The organism is Pseudomonadales bacterium (assembly GCA_024234435.1).
Lineage (GTDB): Bacteria > Pseudomonadota > Gammaproteobacteria > Pseudomonadales > Porticoccaceae > JACKOF01.
The window spans coordinates 359101-383919 of the sequence record JACKOF010000001.1 but is presented as its reverse complement, the minus strand read 5'-3'; the positions used below and the strand labels follow the sequence as shown (position 1 = coordinate 383919).

19 protein-coding genes are annotated in these 24819 nt (G+C 50.6%); 5 read left to right on the top strand and 14 right to left on the bottom strand.

Annotation, left to right across the window (positions count from 1 at the left end; translation table 11 throughout):
* Positions 1–16: 16 nt before the first annotated feature.
* From H7A02_01830 to H7A02_01790, 9 genes are all read right to left on the bottom strand, one after another.
* On the bottom strand, positions 17–1435 hold the full coding sequence (locus H7A02_01830) for an FAD-dependent oxidoreductase (protein ID MCP5170995.1): 1419 nt from the start codon (positions 1433–1435) through the stop codon (positions 17–19).
* 27 nt (positions 1436–1462) lie between these two features.
* On the bottom strand, positions 1463–5914 hold the full coding sequence (gene gltB, locus H7A02_01825; GenBank protein MCP5170994.1) for a glutamate synthase large subunit: 4452 nt from the start codon (positions 5912–5914) through the stop codon (positions 1463–1465).
* A gap of 139 nt (positions 5915–6053) precedes the next feature.
* Complete coding sequence (gene aroB / locus H7A02_01820) at positions 6054–7136, bottom strand: 3-dehydroquinate synthase (GenBank protein MCP5170993.1); 1083 nt, start codon at positions 7134–7136, stop codon at positions 6054–6056.
* Positions 7137–7199: 63 nt separating this feature from the next.
* The gene (gene aroK, locus H7A02_01815) at positions 7200–7727 is read right to left on the bottom strand and encodes a shikimate kinase AroK (protein ID MCP5170992.1); all 528 of its coding nucleotides are present in this window, start codon (positions 7725–7727) and stop codon (positions 7200–7202) included.
* A 15-nt stretch (positions 7728–7742) separates the two neighbouring features.
* Positions 7743–9878 carry a type IV pilus secretin PilQ gene (pilQ, locus tag H7A02_01810; protein MCP5170991.1) on the bottom strand — a complete coding sequence of 712 codons (2136 nt, stop codon included), beginning with the start codon at positions 9876–9878 and terminating at the stop codon, positions 7743–7745.
* Positions 9879–9939: 61 nt separating this feature from the next.
* The gene (locus H7A02_01805; protein MCP5170990.1) at positions 9940–10461 is read right to left on the bottom strand and encodes a pilus assembly protein PilP; all 522 of its coding nucleotides are present in this window, start codon (positions 10459–10461) and stop codon (positions 9940–9942) included.
* A gap of 8 nt (positions 10462–10469) precedes the next feature.
* A complete protein-coding gene (locus tag H7A02_01800) occupies positions 10470–11084 on the bottom strand; it encodes a type 4a pilus biogenesis protein PilO (GenBank protein MCP5170989.1) in 615 nt (204 codons plus the stop codon).
* A 3-nt stretch (positions 11085–11087) separates the two neighbouring features.
* Positions 11088–11663 (bottom strand): PilN domain-containing protein, encoded by a 576-nt coding sequence (locus H7A02_01795; protein MCP5170988.1) that lies wholly within the window; start codon positions 11661–11663, stop codon positions 11088–11090.
* Positions 11664–11668: 5 nt separating this feature from the next.
* Positions 11669–12733 (bottom strand): pilus assembly protein PilM, encoded by a 1065-nt coding sequence (locus H7A02_01790; GenBank protein MCP5170987.1) that lies wholly within the window; start codon positions 12731–12733, stop codon positions 11669–11671.
* Positions 12734–12906: 173 nt separating this feature from the next.
* On the opposite strand from H7A02_01790, the gene H7A02_01785 reads away from it, so the two are divergent.
* Positions 12907–15384, top strand: coding sequence for a penicillin-binding protein 1A (locus H7A02_01785; GenBank protein MCP5170986.1), 2478 nt, complete (start codon positions 12907–12909; stop codon positions 15382–15384).
* Between the two features lie 57 nt (positions 15385–15441).
* Here the strand turns inward: H7A02_01785 and cysQ are convergent, their stop codons facing one another.
* Entirely contained in the window at positions 15442–16287 is an 846-nt protein-coding gene (gene cysQ, locus H7A02_01780) for a 3'(2'),5'-bisphosphate nucleotidase CysQ (GenBank protein MCP5170985.1), read from the bottom strand.
* A 110-nt stretch (positions 16288–16397) separates the two neighbouring features.
* On the opposite strand from cysQ, the gene yrfG reads away from it, so the two are divergent.
* From yrfG to H7A02_01760, 4 genes are all read left to right on the top strand, one after another.
* Positions 16398–17066 (top strand): GMP/IMP nucleotidase, encoded by a 669-nt coding sequence (gene yrfG, locus H7A02_01775; GenBank protein MCP5170984.1) that lies wholly within the window; start codon positions 16398–16400, stop codon positions 17064–17066.
* Positions 17063–17488, top strand: coding sequence for a hypothetical protein (locus tag H7A02_01770; protein MCP5170983.1), 426 nt, complete (start codon positions 17063–17065; stop codon positions 17486–17488). Before yrfG ends, H7A02_01770 begins: the two co-directional genes overlap by 4 nt.
* A 127-nt stretch (positions 17489–17615) precedes the next feature.
* Positions 17616–18506, top strand: a complete 891-nt coding sequence (gene hslO / locus H7A02_01765) for an Hsp33 family molecular chaperone HslO (GenBank protein ID MCP5170982.1) — start codon at positions 17616–17618, stop codon at positions 18504–18506.
* A 120-nt stretch (positions 18507–18626) separates the two neighbouring features.
* Positions 18627–20189: a phosphoenolpyruvate carboxykinase gene (locus tag H7A02_01760; protein ID MCP5170981.1), complete on the top strand. Its 1563-nt coding sequence runs from the start codon at positions 18627–18629 to the stop codon at positions 20187–20189.
* Positions 20190–20276: 87 nt separating this feature from the next.
* On the opposite strand, the gene H7A02_01755 is transcribed toward H7A02_01760, so the two are convergent.
* The 4 genes from H7A02_01755 to hemC are packed head-to-tail and all read right to left on the bottom strand — an operon-like array spanning position 20277 to position 24787.
* Entirely contained in the window at positions 20277–21476 is a 1200-nt protein-coding gene (locus H7A02_01755; protein MCP5170980.1) for a tetratricopeptide repeat protein, read from the bottom strand.
* Positions 21473–23035 (bottom strand): uroporphyrinogen-III C-methyltransferase, encoded by a 1563-nt coding sequence (locus H7A02_01750; GenBank protein ID MCP5170979.1) that lies wholly within the window; start codon positions 23033–23035, stop codon positions 21473–21475. Before H7A02_01750 ends, H7A02_01755 begins: the two co-directional genes overlap by 4 nt.
* Before the next feature lie 20 nt (positions 23036–23055).
* Positions 23056–23853: a uroporphyrinogen-III synthase gene (locus tag H7A02_01745; GenBank protein ID MCP5170978.1), complete on the bottom strand. Its 798-nt coding sequence runs from the start codon at positions 23851–23853 to the stop codon at positions 23056–23058.
* Positions 23843–24787, bottom strand: coding sequence for a hydroxymethylbilane synthase (hemC, locus tag H7A02_01740; protein ID MCP5170977.1), 945 nt, complete (start codon positions 24785–24787; stop codon positions 23843–23845). The genes H7A02_01745 and hemC overlap by 11 nt, the downstream gene beginning before the upstream one ends.
* Positions 24788–24819 lie beyond the last annotated feature (32 nt).

Genomic DNA, 24819 nt, shown 5'->3' with positions numbered 1-24819 from the left:
TAATTAATGGCTGATTTTAGACGTCAAGATAATCGAGGATACCTTCAGCAGCCTGGCGACCCTCCCAGATAGCGGTGACCACCAAATCAGAACCGCGTACCATATCGCCACCAGCAAAAATTTTCGGGTTACTGGTCTGAAATTTGAACGTCTGGCTTTCTTCTGCAATAACGCCCTGCCAGCTGTTGAGTTCAACACCCTGATCGGCAAACCAGGATGCAGGGCTCGGCTGGAACCCAAACGCCACCAATACGATATCTGCGGGCAACACTTCTTCACTGCCCTCAATAATCGTTGGTCGACGACGGCCATCAGTATCAGGTTCGCCCAATTCGGTAGTGACCACCTTGATACCTTCTACTTTACCGTTACCGACTATTTCCACAGGCTGCCGGTTGAACAGAAACTTTACACCCTCTTCTTTCGCATTTTTCACTTCACGACGGGAACCGGGCATGTTTTCTTCGTCTCGACGGTATGCACAGGTGACACTGACTGCTCCCTGTCGAATAGAGGTGCGGTTGCAGTCCATTGCTGTATCGCCCCCACCCAGTACAACAACACGCTGGCCGGCAACACTGATAAACTCTTCGGGCGATTTCTCCCACCCCATATTACGATTGACGCTGGCGACCAAAAACGGTAGCGCGTCATACACACCGGGAAGGTCTTCACCCGGGAATCCACCTTTCATATAACTGTAAGTACCCATGCCCATAAAAACGGCATCGTACTCGTCCATCAACTGGTCGATAGTGATATCTGTTCCGATTTCAGTGTTCAAACGAAACTCAACGCCCATGCTCTCGAAAATTTCCCGGCGCAACTGCATCACGGATTTTTCGAGCTTGAACTCGGGAATACCAAAAGTGAGCAGGCCACCGATTTCCGGGTAGCGATCAAACACAACCGGTTTTACCCCGTTGCGAGCCAGAATATCGGCACAGCCAAGTCCTGCCGGGCCAGCACCGATAACGGCAACTTTTTTATCTGTCCAGACAACACTTGAAACATCCGGTCGCCAGCCCATGGCAAAGGCTGTATCAGTAATATATTTTTCGGCATTACCGATAGTAACGGCACCAAAATCATCATTGAGGGTGCAGGCACCTTCACAAAGGCGATCCTGGGGACAAACACGACCACAAACCTCTGGTAAGGAGTTGGTCTGATGACAGAGGTCTGCCGCTTCCATAATGTTGCCTTCGGCAAGCAACTGGAGCCAGTTCGGAATGTAATTGTGAACCGGACATTTCCATTCACAATAGGGATTACCACAAGCCAGGCAGCGATGCGCCTGGCTGGCAGCCTGTTCCTGCTGAAAGGGCTCGTAAATCTCCACAAACTTGTGGGTACGACTTTCCATATCTTTCTTTTGTGGATCCTGACGACCCACTTCGACAAACTGGAAATGATTGTTTAAACGCTGAGACATAGTTGTACCTGTACGTTTAACACACGCTTACTGCGGTGCGGCGCGGCAGCTTTCGAGCAAGCCATGCAAATTGGCGGCCTTGGGCTTAACCAGCCAAAACTTGGTGGTATAAACATCAAAATTTTCAAGGACTTCCGAGCCCCATTCGCTACCTGTTTCACGAACAAACTCTTCTACCTTGCCTCTCAAAAAATGACGGTGCGCCTCGGTTGACTCATCACTGATCCGGCGTATTTCGACCAGTTCGTTGTTGTAACGATCAACAAACCGGTTTTGGATATCCAGCACATAGGCAAAACCGCCTGTCATACCAGCACCAAAATTACGTCCGGGCGTGTTCAGGACAGTAATAACACCACCTGTCATATACTCACAACAATGGTCACCAGCGCCTTCTATAACAGCATGTGCACCAGAGTTTCTCACACCAAAACGTTCGCCCGCGCAGCCAGAAGCAAACAACTGCCCACCAGTGGCACCATAGAGACAGGTATTGCCCATAATCGAGGCTTCGTGAGAAGCAAACCGGCTATTCCGGGGCGGACGCAGTACCAGCTTTCCTCCGGCCATGCCTTTACCAACGTAATCGTTGGCATCACCATCCAGATAGATATGCAAACCACCCGCATTCCAAACCCCTAGCGACTGCCCGGCAACGCCAGTCAAGTTCAGAGTGATCGGGTTGTCAGCCATGCCAAGATTGCCATGTCGCTTGGCAATTTCACCAGAGAGTCTGGCGCCAATAGAGCGGTCACAGTTGACGACATTGTAGCTAAATTCCCCGCCACTGGTGGACTCTATGGCAGGCAGGATATCTGCCACCATTCGTTCAGCCAGCTCGCCCTTATCAAAAGGGTGGTTCTTTGCTACCTGGCAGGTTTGGGGCTTGCTTTGCAGGAGCTCATCCGTATAAATAATCCGGCTTAAATCCAGTTTCTGCTGCTTGCCGGTTTCACCCGGCAACACTTCCAGTAAATCTACACGGCCAACCAGTTCAGCCAGTGAACGAACACCCAATCGGGCAAGCCACTCACGTGTTTCTTCGGCCATGAAGCGGAAGAAGTTCATGGCCATTTCCACTGTACCCTTGTAATGCTCATCCCGGAGTTTCTGGTTCTGGGTGGCAACACCAGTAGCACAGTTATTCAGGTGACAAATGCGCAAATACTTGCAACCCAAAGCGACCATTGGCGCGGTGCCGAAACCAAAGCTTTCTGCTCCCAGAATCGCAGCTTTTACCACATCGAGGCCCGACTTCAGACCGCCATCGGTCTGTACGCGAACCTTACCACGCAGATTGTTGGCTCTGAGGGTCTGGTGCGTTTCGGACAGACCCAGTTCCCAGGGCGATCCCGCATAACGGATTGAGGCAATAGGGCTAGCTGCAGTTCCGCCGTCATAACCTGAAATAGTAATCAAGTCTGCATAGGCTTTTGCGACACCCGCCGCAATCGTACCGACACCAGGACGCGATACCAGTTTCACAGAAATCAAGGCACTCGGATTGACCTGTTTGAGATCAAAAATGAGCTGCGCCAGATCTTCAATTGAATAAATATCGTGATGCGGCGGAGGCGAAATCAGCGTTACGCCGGGCACCGAATAACGCAATGTTGCAATCAGGTCGTTAACCTTGCCGCCTGGTAGCTGGCCACCCTCACCGGGCTTTGCGCCCTGCGCTACCTTGATCTGAATAACTTCAGCACTGGACAGATAGTGCGGAGTGACGCCAAATCGACCGGAAGCTACCTGCTTGATCTTGGAAACCTTGATGGTGCCATAACGGGCAACATCTTCACCACCCTCACCGGAATTCGACCTTCCCCCCAGTGTATTCATCGCTTCAGCAAGTGCTTCATGAGCCTCCGGGGACAATGCTCCCAGAGACATACCTGCCGAATCAAAACGCGAGATAATATCACTGACCGGCTCAACTTCCTGCAAGGAAACAGGCTCAATACCTTTTTTGATGGTTAACAAGTCACGCAACGTCGCGACTGGACGCTTGTTAACCAGCTCGGCGTACTTATGCCATGCGGCGTAATCATTGTGCTGCACCGAGTCATGCAGAGCAGCGATCACATCCGGGTTAAAGGCGTGATACTCCTGTCCATGCACATATTTCAGCAGCCCGCCAGGATTAACCGGCTTGCGGCTACTCCAGGCATCTTTCGCCAACCCGGATTGATCCTCTTCTATATCGGAAAAGTCCGCACCCTTGATGCGGCTTGGCGTATCTTTAAAACAAAGTTCAACTACTTCATCAGCCAAGCCTACGATTTCGTAAAGCTGGGCACCGCGATAAGAGGCAATGGTTGAAATGCCCATTTTTGAGAGGATCTTGAGCAGTCCCTTATTGATCCCTTTGCGGTAGTTGGTAAAGGCTGTTGTGGTATCACACAGCAGCTCGCCAGTTTCAATAAGATCACAGAGAATGTGATAGCTCATATAGGGATAAACCACCGAGGCGCCATATCCTATCAAAGTCGCTATCTGGTGCGGGTCTCGCGCATAAGCTGTACTGACCACAATATTGGCATCACAACGCAAACCCTGGTCAATCAAACGGTGGTGAACAGCACCGGTAGCCAGCAGACTGTGAATTGGCTGCTTGCCCTGATCGATATCCGAGTCAGACAGAATCACGATCGAGATGCCATCGCGAATTGATTTCTCAACCTCGTCGCACAATTTCAGTAATGCTTCTTTCAGGCCCATCTCTTGAGGACGATAATTGATACTGAATTTTTTGACCTGATAACCCTGATCACCATCTCGTAGCGCATGGTATTTCCTGGGCGAAAGCACAGGGCTGCCCATATTAATACGCTGAGCATGCTGCTCGGTTTCAGTAAACAGATTGAGTTCCCGACCCAACTCGCAATTCAGAGACATCACCACCGATTCGCGCAACGGATCAATTGGCGGGTTCGTCACTTGGGCAAACTGCTGCCGGAAATAATCAAAAAGATTACGGTGTTTCTTCGACAATACTGCCATCGGCGTATCATCGCCCATTGAGCCGACTGCCTCCTGACCACTCTCAGCCAGAGGTCTTAACACCTGGTCGCGCTCTTCCAGAGAAATCTGGAACATTTTCATATAGCGACGCACGACATCGCGACTCATTTCACCCTCGATGGCAATAGACTCGCATTCCATGGTGGCTTCAATTTTTCGAGAGCCTTTCCGTAACCACTGGCGATAGGGTTTACCCGTCGCCAGCTGGCTATCAACTTCATCCGTGTGATGTACTGTGCCGGTCTGGGTGTCAATAGACATAATGTCGCCAGGCCCCAGACGGCCTTTGGCGACAACATCTTCGGGTTTGTAATTGTAAACACCGACTTCGGATGCAACGGTAATAATATCGTCGTTGGTCAGAACCCACCGTGAGGGCCGCAAGCCATTGCGATCAAGGGTACAAACCGCATAACGACCATCGGTGATGACCAGGCCTGCAGGACCATCCCAGGGCTCCATGTGCATCGACGTATATTCAAAGTAAGCGCGCTGTGCCGGATCCATGTCAAAAACATTGTGCCAGGCGGGTGGCACCAGCATCCGCACAGCACGGTGTAATGGCATGCCTCCAGCCAGCATAAATTCCAGCATATTATCAAGGCTGGAAGAATCTGAGCCGGTGCGATTTACCAGTGGCAGAGCTTCGCTCAGGTCTGGCAAGAGAGGAGAAATACTCTTCGGTGTGCGCGCGACAGACCAGTTCCTGTTACCGGTAATCGTGTTGATCTCACCGTTGTGGGCCAACATCCGAAAAGGCTGGGCCAGAGGCCAGCGTGGCATGGTGTTGGTGGAAAAGCGCTGGTGGAAAACACAAATTGCCGTTTCAAGGCGCTCGTCTGCCAAATCCTGATAAAAAGTGGGCAAATCAACCGGCATCATCAGACCTTTATAGCTGATCACGCTAGTGGACAGGCTGGCGATGTAAAACGAGGCATCATCTTGCAGGCGATTTTCAATGCAGCGTTTTGCCATAAACAGGTTGGCATTCATTTCCTCAACCGGCTGCTCAGGACCACTGACAAAAACATGCTCAAAGACCGGCACGGACTCAAGCGCAATTTCGCCAAGGCAGTTATTGTCGGTTGGCACTTCGCGCCAGCCTGCAACTTCCAGCCCCCGTCTGGAGATTTCTTCGGCAAATACCGACCGCGCCCGCGCCTGAAGAGCAGGATCCTGACTCAGCATAATGGCACCAACGGCATACTGATCCGGCAATTCAAGCGCCAACTGATCTCTGGCTACCGCACGCAAAAATCCGTCGGGCTTCTGCATCAATAAACCACAACCATCACCGGTCTTGCCATCAGCGGCAATACCTCCCCGGTGAGTCATGCATGTTAAAGACTCAATAGCTGTTTTCAATAATCTGTGGCTGGCCACACCCTTGGTGTGGGCTATTAAGCCAAAACCACAGTTATCTTTGAATTCGTCTAACCGGTATAAACCCGTAGGCATAACAAAACTCTATTAAAAATCAAAACATTAGCCCTTGCGAAAGCATACGTACGCAAGGGCGGGAGGCCAAAAGGCCGGGTATTTTACACGCGGGACAGGAATGCGGCAAATAACCGGCGGAATGAAAATCAGGGTAGAACTAAACCTCTCTGCAGCTTTCCAGGGTCTTAAGAAGCTGCTCATGATCAATATCGGACGTGATAACAGCCGACCCGATTGATGATAATAAAACCAGCCGCAGACTACCGTCCAGAACCTTTTTATCTACCGCCATCAACTCAAGGAATTTTTGCGAAGTCATTCCTGTGGGAGCCGCGATAGGCAAACTACACCGTTCAATCAGCGCTTGTACACGTGCCACATCTGACGCATTGATCATACCCTGCCGCATAGACAAGTCTGCAGCCATGACCATACCCGCCGCAACAGCCTCGCCGTGTAACCAGTCCTTGTAGGATTGCGCCGTTTCAATCGCATGGCCAAAGGTGTGACCAAGATTGAGTATGGCGCGGATACCACCTTCCCGTTCATCCTGCGCCACCACTTCCGCCTTATTTCTGCAAGAGCGTTCAATAGCTTCGGAAAGAGTCACTGTATCCCGTCGCAACAGGGGATCAATATTATTTTCCAGCCATTGGAAAAAATCAGCATCTGCTATCAGGCCGTATTTGATCACCTCGGCCAAACCCGCCCTGAACTCCCTGTCAGGCAGGGTTTCCAGTGTTTTCGTATCAGCAACAACGGCTTGCGGCTGGTAAAAAGCACCAATCATGTTCTTGCCCATCGCATGATTGACGGCCGTCTTGCCACCAACAGAAGAATCCACTTGCGCTAGCAGGGTGGTTGGCACTTGTATAAAATTAACCCCTCGCTGGTAACTGGCCGCAGCAAAACCTGTCATGTCTCCAACAACACCGCCACCAAGAGCAATCAACGTGGTGCTTCTGTTGTGCTTGCCTGCTAACAGAGCATCAAAAACATTATTCAGCGTCTCCAGGTTTTTGTATTGCTCGCCATCGGGCAACAATACTGTGTCGACCTGGTAATCGGACAGTTGGCTTAATAGGGTAGAAAGGAACAGGGGCGCGATGGTTTCATTGCTAACCACCAGCACCTGATTACCTTTTATGTGCTCTTTGAAAACCTCGGTCCGTGACAACAGGTTTTCACCAATATAAATAGGATAGCTGCGCTCACCCAGCTCAACGGTCAGGATTCTCATCAGATTTGGAAATATCTCTATGTAACGCGACGGGCAAATTTAACACAGAAAGGAATGCGGACGTTAATTCTCGAGCAGACTACGTATTTGTTCTTCAACCTCGCGAGCAACCAGTTGCTGACTGCGGCTTTCCGCCTGAACAACCAGGTCTGCAACTTGCCGATAAAGAGGGTCACGGGTTTTCAAGAGTTTGGCGAGCACTTCCCGAGGGTTATCCACCTGTAGTAGCGGTCTTTTGCGATCACGACTGGTTCTGTCTACCAACTGATCAAGTGTTGCGCACAAGTAAACCACCAAGCCCCTTTCACTCAGACGGCGCCGGTTGGTTTCATTCAGAACGGCACCACCGCCGGTCGCAAGCAAAATACCAGATCGCTGTGTCACTTCGTCAAGTAGCAGGGACTCTCTTTTTCGAAACCCCGACTCGCCCTCGACATCAAAAATCCATGGGATATCAGCTCCACAGCGTTCTTCTATCTCGGTATCAAGATCCACAAACGTCAGATTAAAACTTTTTGCGAGCAGGCGGCCAATCGTGGTCTTGCCGGCCCCCATAGGGCCGACAAGAAAGATATTTGAACTTCTACGCATTAATAAAACTGACTACTAATCAAGCAATGCGTCATCAATTATTTTGGGGGTGATGAAAATCAGAATTTCTCTCTTTTCCATATCATCGACATCTTTTCTAAACAGGCGACCAACGAAAGGAATATCTCCCAGTAGGGGTACTTTCTCCTGTTCGTCCACTGTCTGCATCTGGAATAACCCTCCCAGCACCAGAGTCTGCCCATCTCCAACAAGGGCCTGTGTTTCAATCGATGTAATATCAATAATAGGCTGGCCATTAAAGACGAGATCACCAACTGAGTCCTGCGATACATTCAGATCCATAATAACCCGGTTATCTGGTGTTATCTGCGGTGTAACCTCCAGTTTCAACACCGCTTCCTTGAACTCAACTGAAGTGGCACCGCTTGAAGTCGATTTCTGGAAAGCAACTTCAGTACCGGCCTTGATCACAGCTTTCTGCTTGTCACCCGTCAACACTTTTGGCTGTGAAACAATTTCACCCTTGCCATCGTTTTCCAGGGCACTAAGCTCGAGGTCAACAAAGGTATTGCTGGTCAATAATTCAACAGCAAAGCTACCTGCTGGATTTGTCACCCCCAAATCAACCCCCAAGGTGGAGTCATTAACCAAAATGGTTCCGCTGCCAGGAGTAAAGGGCTGTTGTGTAGGGAAACTATCGCTAAAGATAGCCCATGGATTATTCTCACCGTCAAAGCCTTCCAGACTTCCACTGAAACCGAATTGATCGTTACCGGTTTTCCTCGCGCCCTGAAGCCCCCAGCGAGTACCAATTTCCTTGCGAAAATCGGTATTGGCAATAACAATCCGTGCTTCAATCAGGACCTGGCGTATTGGGATATCAATTTTTTCAATCAGGATCTTGAATTCAGCTATTTTGTCTTCCGTATCTGTCAGGATGATAGTGTTGGTTCGCTCATCGACAATGGCAGACCCCCTCTCAGACAGGATGCTATCCGTAGCGTTTTCGTCGCCACCACCCCCGGAACCGCCCTCATCTGCATCAAACAATTCAAACAACTCTCTGGCGTCTGCATAGCGCACCCGAATAAATTCGGTACGCAATGGCGCAAGCTCTTGTAGCTGTTTGTTTGCTTCGACCTGCAGGCGTTCGCGCTCGGCGATTTCCGCCGCTGGAGCCACCATCAGAACATTGCCTTCCTGACGTTTATCCAGTCCTTTTGCTTTCAGCACAATCTCAAGTGCCTGATCCCAAGGCACATTGTTCAGGCGCAGGGTAATATTGCCCGACACGGTATCACTGGCTACCAGATTCAAATCCGTAAAGTCGGCAATCAGCTGTAGCACCGAACGGACTTCAATATCCTGGAAGTTGAGGGAAAGTTTGTCACCAATGTAAGCAAAACGCTTTTTCTTCTCTTCAACTTCATCAACCGTTAAAGGCTTGACGCTGACAACATATTTGTTATCCGCCTGGTAAGCCAGATAGTCAAATTCACCGACAGTATCAATTGTGATAATCGTTGTTGAACCATCATACTTCGCGTCGATTTCCTTTACCGGCGTGGCAAAATCCACTACATCCAGGCGGCGATCAAGGGCTTCGGGCAATTTCGTCCGAAAGAAGCTCAACTGCACATCGGAACCGACCTGAGTAATGTCAACACTCACAGAAGGATCCGAAAGCTCGACACTGACCAGTCCTTCGCCTGTTTCGCCACGCTGAAAATCAACATTGGAAATGGCTGCATTGGAAGAGTCTGCAACATCTGATGTTGTTGAAACATGACTGGCAACTGTCGATCGCGATACAACCGCCTCGCCTTCCGCACTGCCTACAACAAGATTCAGGGTGTTACCCACAACTGAAGTTTGGTAAGGGGCCAGTTTTGCCATATTCAGAATCAGCCGGGTCCTGTCTGCGGTGCTCAACACTACAGCACTGCGGGCATTCTCAAATGAAAGCGCATATTTCTTTTGTTCAAGCTGGCTGATCACGCCCGGGAAATCCAGCACAATTCTGGCCGGATTATCAATAGTGTAGCCTTTTGGCTCAGGAGGCGTATCCGCGAACTGCAATTTCACTTCAAAGCGGCCGCCCGGTAGCGTGGCAAAGCTCATATCCTCCAGCTGAACTGGCTGCGACCATGCCAGTGGCGCAAACCCCACCACTGCGGCAAGACATACCATAACTGTTTTCTGTAGATACCTTTTCATGCCTCTTCCCCACATCACAATTCTATCCCTTCTGTTAACCTTTCTCCTGGAGTGCCAGCGCCCTGGGGCGCTCAATCCAGCTGCCTTTCCCATCGGGAACAATCTCGACAAGATCAATTCTCGAACCGCTGACGGACACAATTTTACCGTGATTCTTGCCCATATAATTGCCCACTTTGACGCGATGAATACCACCCTGCCCATCGTTGACCAAGGACCACATGACACCGTCTTTGGTCACCGTACCCACCAGAGTCAGTGCTGAGAAATTGAAACTTTCCAGATGCTCTTTTTTACGGCTCATGTCAGGCTCAACCGTTTTGCGCCCTTTGATACTCTCTTCCGGGCCCAATAGCATCGGCGGCTCAAAAGGGCTTCTGAACGCGATAGCGGCGTAATTAAATGTTTTGTAGGCGCTGAAGGTGGGCAATGGCTCTATTTCTCCAGCAGGCTTTGCTTTTTCAGCAGCCATAAACTGGTGGAGATCACTGTGCTCCTGTTGCGAACAACCCTGAATCAGCAATGCACCAGCGACCAGCAAGGCAAGGCGATAAATATTCATGGTTACTCACCCTCCTGAGCTTTATAACGATAGGTTCTGGCCTCAATTTGCAGCTTCAGGATATTGCCTTTCTCGTCCGCTGCGATCGAATAATCATGCATGGTAACGATGCGCGGTAAACCGGCAACACCACTCACAAATGATGCAAAATCGTGGTACCCGCCCCGCGCGATAATCCTGATAGGCAATTCCACATAAAAGTCAGAACTCCTTTCCGGCTGCAGAGTAATACTGTCAAATGTTAGACTGCTGCCCTGGCCAATCTCGGTAATATCCTCTAGAAGACCAGGTACCTCCGTATCGCTTGGCAACTGCGCAAGAAGAGCGCCAAAGGATTTTTCTACGTCCGCCATCTGTTGACGGTACGCCTCCAGATTAGCCGCCTGAAAGGCTTTCTCACTGAACGTTTTCCGGAGTCTTACCTCTTCACTTTTTGCGATTTCCAATTGAATACCGAGATCCTTGATATGTAAAAAATACACACCAACCAGTATCAGCGCAAAAACCAGCACAAGAATCAACACTCGCAGAGCAGCAGGCCAGGTACCGATACTGTCTACATCAAGCTCGTTGAAATCGAGCTCTTTAAGCTCTTGAAATGAATTAGCTAAAGACATCGACTAAGCACCTCCCTGAGCATCCACACTGGAAGGCTGTGGATCCTCCAGCTTCACGCGCATTTCAAATTTGCTGCCCTGCTCACCCAGAGCCTGGTTAGCCTCCACAACCGTGAGGTTCGGATCCACGAATTTACCGGCTTCGTCCAGTTTTCGCATCAATGCCGAAACCCGGTTATTGGATTCAGCAAATCCGGTTAAAGATATTTCCTTCCCTTTGCGTTCCATTTTTGTGAAGTACACACCATCGGGCACCGCGCGCACAAACTCATCATAAATCTTCACGATATCAGGCCTGTTACCCTGTAAATTCTGAATCACTTCCATGCGATCCAGCAGGTCCTGACGGCGTTTTTTCAAATCCTTGATTTCAGAGACCTGTTTGTCCAGAGCAGCAATGTTTGATTTCAATAACTGATTTCTGCTGAACTGGTCATCAAGTCGATCATTTGCTGTCAGGTTCCAGCCAAAAGCAAAAACCGCCGCTAAAATCACGACCAAACCCAACAAACCCAGAAATTCTTTCTTTTTCTCCTGGCGATGCTCATCACGCCAGGGAAGCAGGTTGATATTAGCCATAACTACTACAACCCCCTCATCGCAAGCCCGGCGGCAATCAATAACGCCGGGGCATCATTATTAAGCGCAACGGCATTCACGTGATTTGAAACCGCCATATTGGCAAACGGGTTCGCCACCATCACTGGCAACCCTAGCTTCTCCTCCACCTCTTCCCGCAACCCTTCCATCGCGGCAACACCCCCAGCAAGCACGAGCTGATCGATATAATTGTATTGGCTGGAAGAGAAAAAGAACTGTAACGACCGCGATATCTGTTGAACCAACGCATCCTTAAAAGGCTCAAGAATCTCGGAAACATAATCTTCGGGAAGACCTCCGTGCTTTTTTGCCTGCCCCGCTTCTTCCATGGACAATCCGTAACGACGCTGAATTTCTTCGGTCACCTGCTTGCCTCCAAACAGCTGCTCCCGTGTATATACCGTCTTGCCATCAACCAGCACACTGAGGGTGAGCATGGTCGCACCGATATCAGCAATAGCAACAACCTGACCATCCATATCTTCCATCTGATCAAGCAGCAGCTGAAAAACCCTTTCAACAGCAAAGACTTCTACATCCACCGCCCTGGGGGTCAGCCCTCCCATTTCCAGCGCCTCGGCAAGAACATCCACATTCTCCCGACGGCACGCGGCCAGCAGAACATCGACCAACTCCGGATTACTTTCGGATTCACCGATAACTTCAAAATCCAGAGCCACTTCATCCAGGGGGTATGGAATATACTGATCAGCTTCCAGCGCTATCTGCGTCTCCATAGCCTGATCGTTGAGGCCCGCAGGCATTTCAATCACTTTGGTAATAACAGAGGACCCCGATACTGCAGCTGCTGCATTGGTGGCTTTGGCTCTGGACTGCGCCACCACCTTGCGAATGGTTTCCGACAGAACTTCAACATCGTTGATATTTTTTTCAACCACTGTGTTGGGCGGCAACGGTCTCACCAGGTAGCTTTCCACCCGGTAACCATCTCCGTGCCTGCTCAACTCAAGCAACTTGACCGCTGAAGAGGTAATATCCACCCCCAGCAGTGCTTTCGGTTTCTTGTTGAGGAAATCAAAAAATCCCATTTTTATTCTATTTCCCGATAGTTACGAAGATCTTCTAATGCGCAACTTTAACCATTTGGCGCAACTTTGCAAGTGCTGTAATGATTATCTTATCGCCTTATAATGGCGATCCGTTAAATTTAGCCGAGCATCAAATTATCAAATTCCAACATTTTAAACGCTTTGCTCTCTGGATGTCCGCCCTGTCATTAGGCGGAACATTACTTGTGAGCGCATCGTTATACCTCTACCTTAGCCCCAAATTACCAACGGTGGAAACCCTAAAAGAGGTAAAATTACAGATTCCATTGAGGATCTATTCACAAAATTCGCAATTAATTGGCGAATTTGGTGAGAAACGGCGCACACCTATCTCATTTGAAGATATTCCGGCAACTTTTATTCAGGCGCTATTATCCGCCGAAGACGACAGTTTCTACTCTCACAACGGTGTTGATTTCAAAGGCCTGCTTCGCGCAGCGTCACAGCTTGTGGTCAGCGGAGAGATCCAAAGCGGTGGCAGCACCATCACCATGCAGGTGGCACGTAACTTCTTTTTGAGCAGCACGCAGACATTCACCCGGAAGTTTAATGAGATTCTCCTGTCTCTTCGAATTGAGGAAGAGCTCACAAAAGAAGAAATTCTCACACTGTATGCCAACAAAATTTATCTTGGAAACCGCGCATACGGGGTCGAGGCCGCAGCACAGGTTTACTACGGTAAATCCATCAAACAGCTGAACACTGCGCAGCTCGCCATGATAGCGGGCCTGCCAAAGGCCCCGTCCGCCTATAACCCTATTGCTAACCCCGAGCGGGCGCTGATACGTCGCAACTGGATTCTCAAGCGCATGCACCACTTGGGATACCTTACCCCGGAACAGTTCCAGCTCGCTGTAAATCAACCGGTATCGGCCAGCTATCACGGCTACAAAACAGATCTTTATGCACCCTATATTGCCGAAATGGCGCGCAGAGAGATACTCGACAAATTTGGCAGCCAGGCGTACACCGATGGCTATCAGGTATTTACCACTGTGGACAGCGTATTACAGGCCACCGCCCAACAGGCCATACAGTCGGGCGTAACTAACTATGACACCCGGCATGGTTATCGGGGGCCCGAACAGCGCATTGCGAACACTGAGAAATGGCAGGAAGTACTCAGGCAAACCTCCAGTATCGACAACCTGAGACCGGCCATTGTATCCGGCGTAACCGCCCAATCGCTGGACATTGTTTTCGCTGGCAATGCAACTGGTGTGGTTAACTGGGAAAATGGTCTAAAGGGGTTACGCATGTACCGTACCCAAAATAGCCGCTCAGCGCCCATTGAATCGACCGAGGGCCACTTCAAGCCGGGAGACCTGATCAGGGTAACGGCAGCAACCGATGGCAGCTGGAAAATAGCTCAGTTACCACAGGCTCAGGCGGCCATCGTCGCCTTAAATCCTGACGACGGCGCCATTCGCGCGCTGGTTGGCGGCTTTAATTTCAGCCAGAGTAACTTTAACCGGGCGACACAGGCAGAGAGACAGCCCGGCTCAAACTTCAAACCTTTTATTTACACAACAGCATTGGAAAATGGTTTCACTGCCGCCAGCATAATCAACGATGCACCTGTGGTCTTTCAAGACAACCTTCTGGAAAGCTATTGGCGACCGGAAAATGATAGCGGCAAATTCTACGGCCCTACCCGCCTGCGAAAGGCACTGTATCTGTCTCGCAACATGGTCTCTATCCGCCTGCTGCGTGCACTGGGAGTAAACCGCGCTATCGATGGCCTGGAGCGATTCGGCTTTGACGCAGCATCACTGCCCAGAGACCTGTCTCTGGTATTAGGCAGTTATGCTACCACACCCTTGAAAATCGCGACGGGTTATGCCGTGCTTGCCAACGGTGGCTTCAAGGTGGAACCTTATCTTATTAGCCACATCACAGATAAAGATGGCAACGTTTTATTCCGCGCCACACCGTTGACTGTCTGTCGAGATTGCAAAAAGAAAGCAGAACCACTGGAGGACCTTGCAACTCAAGAGAACAACGACTCTCTTGGTCTCGCGCTAGACGACCTGGCAACAGAGTTGGCGCTCGAAGAACCGGCTGTAAAAAACTCACCTTCAACAACAGCGCCAATAAAAAAATCGCATTCCATACCATCGATTGATCTACCTGCGGCACCCAGGGTCGTTGATGAGCGGGCAGCTTTTATCATTGATGACATCCTCAAGGATGTCATCAAAAAAGGCACCGGCAAAAAAGCACTTGTGCTCAAACGCGCCGATATCGCCGGTAAAACAGGCACCACCAATGGCCCTCGCGACGCCTGGTTTTCGGGTTACAGTCCCCACATCGTTGCAACAGCATGGCTCGGGTACGACGAAAATCGCTCACTTGGTCGCAATGAGTACGGCGGTTCTGCTGCTTTACCTATCTGGATCGACTTTATGGCTACCGCATTAAAAGGCAAGCCCGAGGTTATCAGACTACAGCCAGAGGGGCTGGTTACCGTAAAAATAAACCCGACCACCGGAACCCGGGCCAACCCTTCGGACCCTAACGCAATTTTTGAAATATTCCGCAAGGAGGACGTTCCTGAGCTGTCAAAAGATGCCCCCGACTCCGGAGGAAGCAAAAGAAACAATTCTGTGCTGCCGGAAGATATTTTTTAAATGCATGGAACAGCAACCCGACACAGAAAGTGACTTCTCGCCGCTCAATCCCAGACTTCACGCCAGCACACCTGGCCAGTCATACTCAGTGTCGCCTATGACATAAAAGTAGGGGTTCAGTAAGTCTGCTTTCATGTTGTAGCGCAGAACACTCAGATTGTCGTCGACAACCCGACCACCCGCCGCTTCTACAATTGCTTGCGCCGCCGCAGTATCCCACTCGGAAGTCGGAGCCATTCGGGGATAAAAATCGGCAACACCTTCCGCAACAAGGCATAATTTTAAAGAGCTGCCGATATTTAAGATTTCCACTGAATTAAATTTGCCAGTGACTCGTCCCAACAGCTTTGTCAAAGCGTCAACGCCATGTCGTCGGCTGGCAACCACTGTTACCGGCTTTCCATCCTGAAGCTTGCACGTCTGAATCGCCGCCTCAACACCATTCTCACACTTGAATGCACCCAGCCCTTGCCCGCCCCAGTAGGAAATGCGCTTTACCGGCACATACACCACCCCCATGACCGGCACCCCATTCTCGATAAGTGCGATATTGACCGTAAACTCACCATTGCGTTGAATAAACTCCTTCGTGCCATCCAGAGGATCAACAAGCCAATACCGCCGCCAGGAGCTTCTCTCTTCATAGCCCGGTATTTCTGCCTCTTCGGAAAGCACCGGAACACCAGGCAACAAAGCACCCAAGCCGTCACAAATAATGCGGTTAGCGGTCAGATCGGCTGCCGTAAGCGGGGAATTATCACTCTTCATCGTGACATTTATGCTTTCAACACTGTTATAAATCGTGAGAATAGCCTCGCCGGCCTGGCGGGCGATTTCAACCACAGATTTCAAGACCGCTTTAACAGGGATCTGATCAAGAGCATTGTCACTATGAAAATTCATTCTTTCGCCTTATCCAGTGTTGCGTTTTAATACCTCTTCTACAATCCTTTGCATCCAGACAATCACTTTAGCAGAACTTAACTCTCCACGAGCACAACAGTATTTTGAACATTAACTGGAACACCATTGACACCGTATTACTGGACATGGACGGCACCTTGCTGGACTTGCACTTCGACAATTTTTTCTGGCTTAACCACCTGCCACAACGATACGCAGACCATCACAATGTTTGTCCCGACCAAGCCATTCGAAACCTCCATCAGCGATTCAACGAAAAGCGCGGCACTCTGGACTGGTACTGCCTGGAATACTGGTCCGATGAGCTTTCACTGGATATACGGGCGCTCAAGGATGAAATTCAACATCTGATACAGGAGCGTCCTTTCGTGCAGGAGTTTTTGCAGCAACTCGCAGCAAAAAATAAAAAAAGAGTGCTTGTCACCAACGCACACCCCAAAAGCCTTGAACTAAAGCTCTCGGTCACCGGCATTCAGGGAGCTCTGGATACCATTATTTCTTCCCATCAATACGGATATCCCAAGGAATCACCGCTGTTCTGGCAAAAACTGCAAAAGGAAATACAGTTTGCACCCGACAAAACCCTGTTTATCGATGATTCTGAAACCATCCTTGAAGCAGCCCGCGCATATGGTATTAGCCAGGTTCTGGGAATACGGCAACCGGATAGCCAGCAGCAACCATCCAGTAGCAACCGGTTCCCCAGCATTACTCACTTTAACGAAATATTTCCCGACAACAGCCCCGGCACCTCGTGAAATCGAGCAACCACGATGAATCAACCACAACACCTTCAGACAAAAAGATACGTCTGGACAAATGGCTGTGGGCTGCCCGCTTTTTCAAAACCAGAGCACTCGCCAAAGAAGCGATTACCGGAGGAAAGATTCATATCGACGGCCAGCGGGCAAAGCCGGCAAAAGAAATCAGTGTTAACTCAGAACTGAAAATCACTCGTGGCCAGGAAGAGAGAACTGTCGTTGTCACTGCATTATCGGCACAACGCCGAAGCGCCAACGAAGCGGCTCTACTTTATCGTGAAACAGAACAAAGCCGACGCACAAGAGAAGAGCAAGCTGCTACACGGCGTGCTGCAAGGGATAGTTTCCAGCCTCCGCGCCAGAAACCCGACAAAAAACAGCGTCGCCATATCCACCGCTTCAAACAGGATAATAGTTGACTGCCTACCTAATCCCAGACTGTTAATGCAACGCTTCACAGGCAGCGTTATCATTCATGGGCACTGGACAGAGGCAAGCATCTCACCTACATTGCGCGCCCCGGTACTCACAACCTGCAAATCACCAATGGCAAACATAAAATCAGACGCAGACAGAATACAGCGCTTCATTTTCGAGCACTCCGATATTCGCGGCGGCATCGTTACGCTGGAAGCAAGCTATCAGGAAATTATTCGACATCGCAACTATCCACCGGCAATTGCGAATCTGCTGGGCGAAATGCTGGCTGCTGCCGGACTCATGAGTGCCACACTCAAATTTGACGGAGTCATCACCCTGCAAGCACGTGGCGATGGCCCGCTCTCAATGATCATGGTGGATTGCACCCGACATCACGCACTGAGAGGTTTGGCGCAATTTGACAACTCTGCGATTTTTACAGACGACGCCAGCCTTGGCCAACTTATCGGCAAAGGACATCTCGCTGTCACCATAGATCCGGCCCAAGGTGAGCGTTACCAGGGTATTGTTCCACTGGAATCCGCATCACTTTCAAAATGCCTGGAAGACTATTTTTCCCAATCAGAGCAGCTGCCCACCCGATTCTGGCTCGAAGCGGACCAGAACCGCTCTGGAGGCCTGTTACTGCAGGCGCTTCCCAGGCAACTGGAGGCAGATGAGGCAAAAAACCGGCAAATTTGGCAACATGTTACTCAGCTGGCCGAAACAATAACCGCTGAAGAGCAACTCAATCTCGACCAGGAAACCCTGTTATTTCGCCTGTTTCACCAGGACCAACTGCGTCTTCTGGGTTCAACCGAGCTGCAGTTCAAATGCAGCTGTTCAATGGAGAGAACCCGACAGGCTCTGAGCAGTATTGGCCAGGAAGAACTGTTGTCCATCATCTCGGAACTGGGCGAAGTTACCATGGATTGCCATTTCTGCCAGCATTCGTACCGCTTTAGCGAGGAAGATATTAAAAATATCTTTTTCGGTCAGCCTCCAGTGCTGCACTAATCAATCATTTTCTGGCATAATTGCCCGCCTTTAAATACCCGGGCTCCGATATGGTGCAGTTCGAAGATCCGGTGAACAAAAGCGGTGCCCCCGCAAAGACTACAGGACAGGATCAACACTATGACGCAAATTGAAAACTCTGCGGTAAAAACCTACACCGATCTGAGCTCGGCGGAGCTGATTGAAAAAGCTATTCAACGGGGCGAAGGTCGCCTGTCTGATACTGGTGCACTGGTTGCCGTTACCGGTGAGCGGACCGGCCGCTCCCCCGCAGACCGTTTTATTGTTGAAGAACCCAGCACTCAGGATGATATCGCCTGGGGAGCAGTCAACCGCCCATTCCCGCAAGACAAGTTCAACGCACTCTGGGACCGGGTAGAGGCACATATTGCCGAGCGCGACCGCTTTATCTCACACCTGCACGTCGGCCAGGACCAAGAGCACTATATTCCGGTTAAAGTGACGACTGAAACTGCCTGGCACAACCTGTTCGGTCGCAACATGTTTATCCGCCCTGGAAAATACAACCCCGCCAACAAGGAAAAGTGGCAAATACTCCATGCCGCCAACTTTGTCTGCGATCCGGAAAGAGATGGCACCAACAGTGAAGTAGTCGGCATCATCAATATTGGTCAACGCAAAGTATTGATTGCAGGCTTGAAATACGCTGGCGAAATGAAAAAAGCCATGTTCTCGGTACAAAACTTCCTGCTGCCAGAAAAAGATGTTATGCCTATGCACTGTGCGGCCAATGTTGGAGAAAACGGTGATACCTGCCTGTTCTTCGGCCTCTCCGGTACCGGTAAAACCACTTTGTCTGCAGACCCTGATCGCTATCTGATCGGTGACGACGAGCATGGCTGGGCCAAAGGCTCTGTCTTTAATATGGAAGGCGGCTGCTACGCAAAAACCATCAACCTGAGCCAGAAAAACGAACCCGTTATCTGGGACGCCATCCGTTTCGGCGCTATTGTTGAAAACGTGGTCATCAGCGAAGAATCCCGCACCGCCGATTATGATGACACCAGTCTCACCGAGAATGGCCGTTGCAGCTATCCACTGGAACATGTGGAGATGCGCTGCCTGGAAAACCGTGCAGGCGAACCCAAGAATGTGATCTTCCTGACCTGCGATGTATCCGGCGTATTACCCCCAGTATCAATCCTGTCAAAAGAAGCTGCAGCCTACCACTTCCTGAGTGGCTACACCGCTCGCGTGGGCTCCACGGAAATGGGCGCCGCATCAGGCATCCAGCCAGCGTTCTCAACCTGTTTTGGGGCACCCTTTATGCCTCGCCCGGCCGGGGTTTATGCCGAACTGCTGATGAAGCGTATTGAAGAGTTCGACAGCCGAGTCTATCTGGTTAACACTGGCTGGACGGGTGGCGCTGGCGGCGCTGAAGGCAAAGGCTCCCGTTTCCCGATCCCGGTCACCCGCGGCATTATCGCCGCGATTCAAAGTGGCGCTTTGGAAGACGTAGCCACAACCACGCTGCCTGTTCTCAATCTGGAAATCCCTAATGATGTTCCTGGTGTGGACAATAGCTACCTGAACCCTAAAGCTACATGGGGTGATGATGCAGCTTACGACGCACAGGCTGCCAAACTGGCAGGACTGTTTATTGACAACTTCAAGAGCTTTGAAGTGCCGCAAAATATTGTTGATGCGGGTCCTCAACTGTAATTGAAATCGCACTACCCGACAGTACAAGGCGCTCAAATCAAGAGCGCCTTTTTTATGTCAAACAGATATAAATTTTCTTTTTCAACGTTACAATTGGCCCAGTGATTTCTCCTGCGACAACCCCTTTTTATAGTAGTGGAAACTTTTCTCCTGATCGCCAAGCTGGGCGTTTAATCGAGCCAGCTCGACATATGTTTCTGCGCGAGGCTCAAGCGCCAGAGATGACTCAAAATAATCCCTGGCCTTGCCCCAAAACTTATTTCTCTGACAAATCCGCCCCAATGCAAGCTGCAATTCAGCACTGTTTGCATGACCCGACAACCACCCCTCGGCCACTTTTAACTGGGTCGCAGGATCCTCACTCCCAAGCAAGCCAAAACGTCTCACCAGCTTGTCATCCCATTCGTTTTTAAGAATCTTCTTCAGCAATTGCTCTGCTCGGCTGAATTCCCCCACCCGCTGGAGACTATCAAGATAGACCTCCATAATCTGCCGGCTCCGACGCATATGCGAAGGTATTTCCTGCCAGAGTGAGACAAGCATTTCGGGCCCGGCCTGCCCGTTACTAACCTGCTCTTTCAACAACTCCGAATAAACCCTGATCTCCAACATCGCCAGCTGTTCTTCGGGTAAAGCGCGATAGCGACGGCAATCAGCCAGCAATTTCTCGGCATTTCCCCAATCATGTAATCCCTGATAGGCTTCTACCAACATTCTCAACAATTGCACGTGACTCGGTTGAGCCTCATGCAAGCGGGTTAATAGCGCCAGCGCCTCTTCATAATGGCGTTCAGCGATCAACAGTCTGGCTCGCAGCAGATCAGCGGCAAACATATCACCGCCTGATATCTGCTCTGCTCGTTGCAGCAGTTTGCGTGCCGCTTCAAAATCACCCAGCTCTAGGGCAGCAAAAGCAGCAGTAAGACAGTTAACCAAAGGCAGTTCAGATCGACCAGCAGACTTTTTTAATGTGCGAATAGACTGTGCCCAGCGCCCCTCAATAAATTGCAGTAGCCCTTTGGCTGTTTGCTTTCGCCCACGCTCTGCACGGTTAAACCAGTGCAAATGAAGACCCTGGCCCGGTGCCCGAATCAGCCGCCACGTCGCGCCGACAGCCCGCCACAGCAAGCTGGCCAGCAGGAGTATTAACAGTGCTGTCCAGATACTCATATCAATGCTGTAGTTGCCATAAGAGATCAGCACATAGCCACTGTCATACTGCATTTGCCAGGCTATCAATCCGCCCACTAACAGTACCAATGCGACAATCAGCAGCAGTCGCCTCATGGCGCAACCTCACGATCACCACCAACCTCGGAGTCAGCCGGTGAAACCTTGCGGCGTTTGTGCCAGCTGTCAATATACTCTCTCAGCGCTTCAAGACTACCGGAGATATCAGGCAACGTCTGAACCACTGGCTGCTGTGCAAGGTCATCCAGTTGTGTCACTAACCGGTCGGCATTATCGTTCAACTGAAAATACTGACGGACCCAGTGTTGGGCCTTATCCAGACTCGCTTTAAAGACTGCCTGCTCTTCCCGCAACAGGCTCAATTGTGCCTGCTCCAGCAGGATACGCAGATTATGGCGCACAAAGAGTTCTTCTTCTTGCGATAAAAGAGGTTCGACAGGTTTATCTCTGCGCTGCACACGAATCAGGTCTGACAGCTGCGAAACCAGATGCTGCATACTGCTCAACAGCCTACCTTGCCAGCCCAGTACAGCCTCATCCTCTGACGTTGTAGGCGACGGCTCTTTTTCACCGGCAGGGTTCCGATCCAGCAAAGGCAACTTGACGAGCTGATCCGACAAAGCGCCCAATCGCAGAAACAAGCCTTCCCTGTCAACATCAACAACCATCTGCAGTACCGTGATATCCTCCGCCAGACTTTTGCGCACCGGAAACAGATCCACTTCGTCCAGATCCCGCAGTATTTCATCCGCCGTATTCAATAGTGCTACAGGGTTTTTAGTACTGCGCTCAGTGACCAGTCGCTGATTAGCCAAGCGCATCAGATATTCCGCCTCCGCCAGCAGCCAGTCATTTCGAGTCGTTGTCGACAGCTCTCGCAACCTGTTTGACTGACTATTGAGTCTCAACTGCAAATGATTGGTCGTTTCCTCCAGCACAGCAGATTGTTTCACTCGCTGCATTCGTTCTTCGCGCAGCATCGCCTCCAGTGCGGTGACAGTTTGCTGCTGACGATTAATCAACTGCAACAATTCATCGCCCTGATCTCTCTGCGTATACATCCAGTACCCACCCATAGCCAGGGCCGCCAGCAATAAAATAATCAACAGCACGCTGAAAATTCCACCACTTTTAGAGGCCTTTTTAGTCGGGGTATCTTTTTGGTTTGAAGTACCCTGCTTGTCTTCGGAGGTTTGGGGAACAGCCTGCTCAACAGGCTTTTCTTGCGTCTGGCTTTTACCCGTTTCATGGTTTCCAGACGAACCTGCTTGCGGGCCCGGCTTGGCCTTTTCGGTTACAGAAGGCGTCACAACAGACGAGTCCTGACGGGGTTTGGTTTTTTTTGTTACAGCAGGATTACCGGCTTTTTTAGTGGATGCCTTCACCTCTGTTTTCTTATCGACTTTGCTTTTCGACAGTTTCTCGCTCGATTTTTGGCGTGCTACCGCAGGCCCGCTTGCCGCTACCGAGGCCATGTCATCTGAAACCTTGGACTGCGAGGTTAGCGAACCCTCACCAACGGGAACATCTTCGGACTTGCCGGGCACTGCTTGCCCTGCCTGCTCGGATTGAAGCGCTTCCTGACCGTTATCAGGTTGCCCTTTCCCGGCTTCATCTTTCACAGCCTTGTCACTGGGGTTTTCTTCTTTAGCCACCGGTCATTCCTATCATGGTTTTAATCCTTACTGTACCACCGTAATAATGCTGACACCATGTCCTCGGGCAAAGCTGATTCAGCCACGATCACTGTGTCAAACTGGCTCTGCCGGGCCAGTTCTGCCACACGGTTGCCTGGCACCAGAACCGGCAACTTGAGCAACGATCTGATCAATGCGGGATGTTGCGAACAGCTCAATATTATGGAAAGCAGATTTTCCAGCAACTCACCACTGTGTACCACCACCGCACTTAGCTCGTTCGCCAGCAACCCATCGCAAATGGCACCGGCAGCGGCTGTACTCCTCTGGCGTTGGTAGAGAGCAATTTTTGTCACCTCAGCTCCCCTTTCGGAAAGAATCGTTTCAAGCAGATCTCGACCACCCTCTCCAGCAAAGATCATCACCCGTTTACCGCTCATATTTTGCAATTGAGGCAGCTTTAATAAACCCTCACTGCTCATCTGTTGCCCATCCGGTATTATCGCATCGATATTCAACTCGGACAGCAACTGCGCTGTGCTTCGGCCAATAGCAAAACAGCTGGCCTGGGGAGGGAGCTGCAAGCCCTGCCTCTGAAGCCTGGCTACAACCTGATTAACGGCTGTGCGACTGACAAAAACCAGCACATCGGCCTGCTGCAATAAAGCATTGTCAAGCGCCTCAGGCGTATTAACAATCTGCATGACCGGATAGTGGTGAATACTGGCTCCCTGCGCGGATGCCATTAAAGAAAACTGGTCATTGCCTGACTCAGGGCGAACCAACAGCAGGTCCATACCTTTCAAGGAAACTGTATCGGCGGACTCAGCCACCATAAACGGCCTGTAGAATCCTGTCTGCACCACGCGCCAGCAGGCGCTCGGCCAGAGCGACGCCGAGCGCTTCGGCCTCGACTTCGGAGCCCCGAATTTCGTCACGCAGAATTTCGCTGCCATCTGGAGAGCCAACCAACCCTCGCAACCAGATTTCAACATCGCCGGATGCCTGCTCCTGACGCTGGGCAAAACAGGCAATGGGGACCTGACAGCCGCCTTCCAGTCGCTGGTTCATCGCTCTCTCGGCCAATACGCATTGAGCCGTTGGCTGGTGGTGCAACGGTTGTAACAACGACAACACCATGGTATCCATCAGCCGACACTCAACGCCAACTGCACCCTGCCCTCCGGCAGGCAGTGAATCCTCTGCAGACAAACGCTGACGAATGCGGTCAGCCATTTCAAGCCGCAGTAATCCGGCCGATGCCAGTAGAATTGCATCGTACTGCCCATCGTCCATTTTCTGCAATCGGGTGTTCACGTTCCCCCTCAGATCAAGAACCTGCAATTCGGGAAACCGTGCCCGTAACTGGCACTGCCGACGCAAACTGGAGGTGCCAACCCTTGCGCCTTCAGGCAGGCTTTCAAGACTGTCAAAATGATTCGAAACAAAAGCATCTGTCGGATCTTCCCTTTCACAAATGACCGACAAGCCCAGCCCATCGGGAAACGCCATTGGAACATCTTTCATCGAATGCACAGCAATATCGGCACGACCATCCAACAAGGCATTTTCCAGTTCTTTCACGAACAACCCCTTCCCGCCCACTTTTGCCAGAGGAGTATCCAGAATCTTGTCGCCTCTGGTCGTAAACGTCACCAGCTCTACAACCAACTGCGAATGGTGTTCAAGCAAGCGAGCTTTTATATATTCTGCTTGCCAGAGTGCTAGTGGGCTTTTGCGGGTAGCAATGCGCAGTAATTGTTGACTCATAGGTTAAAGTGGCTCAAAAAGGGTTAAATCTG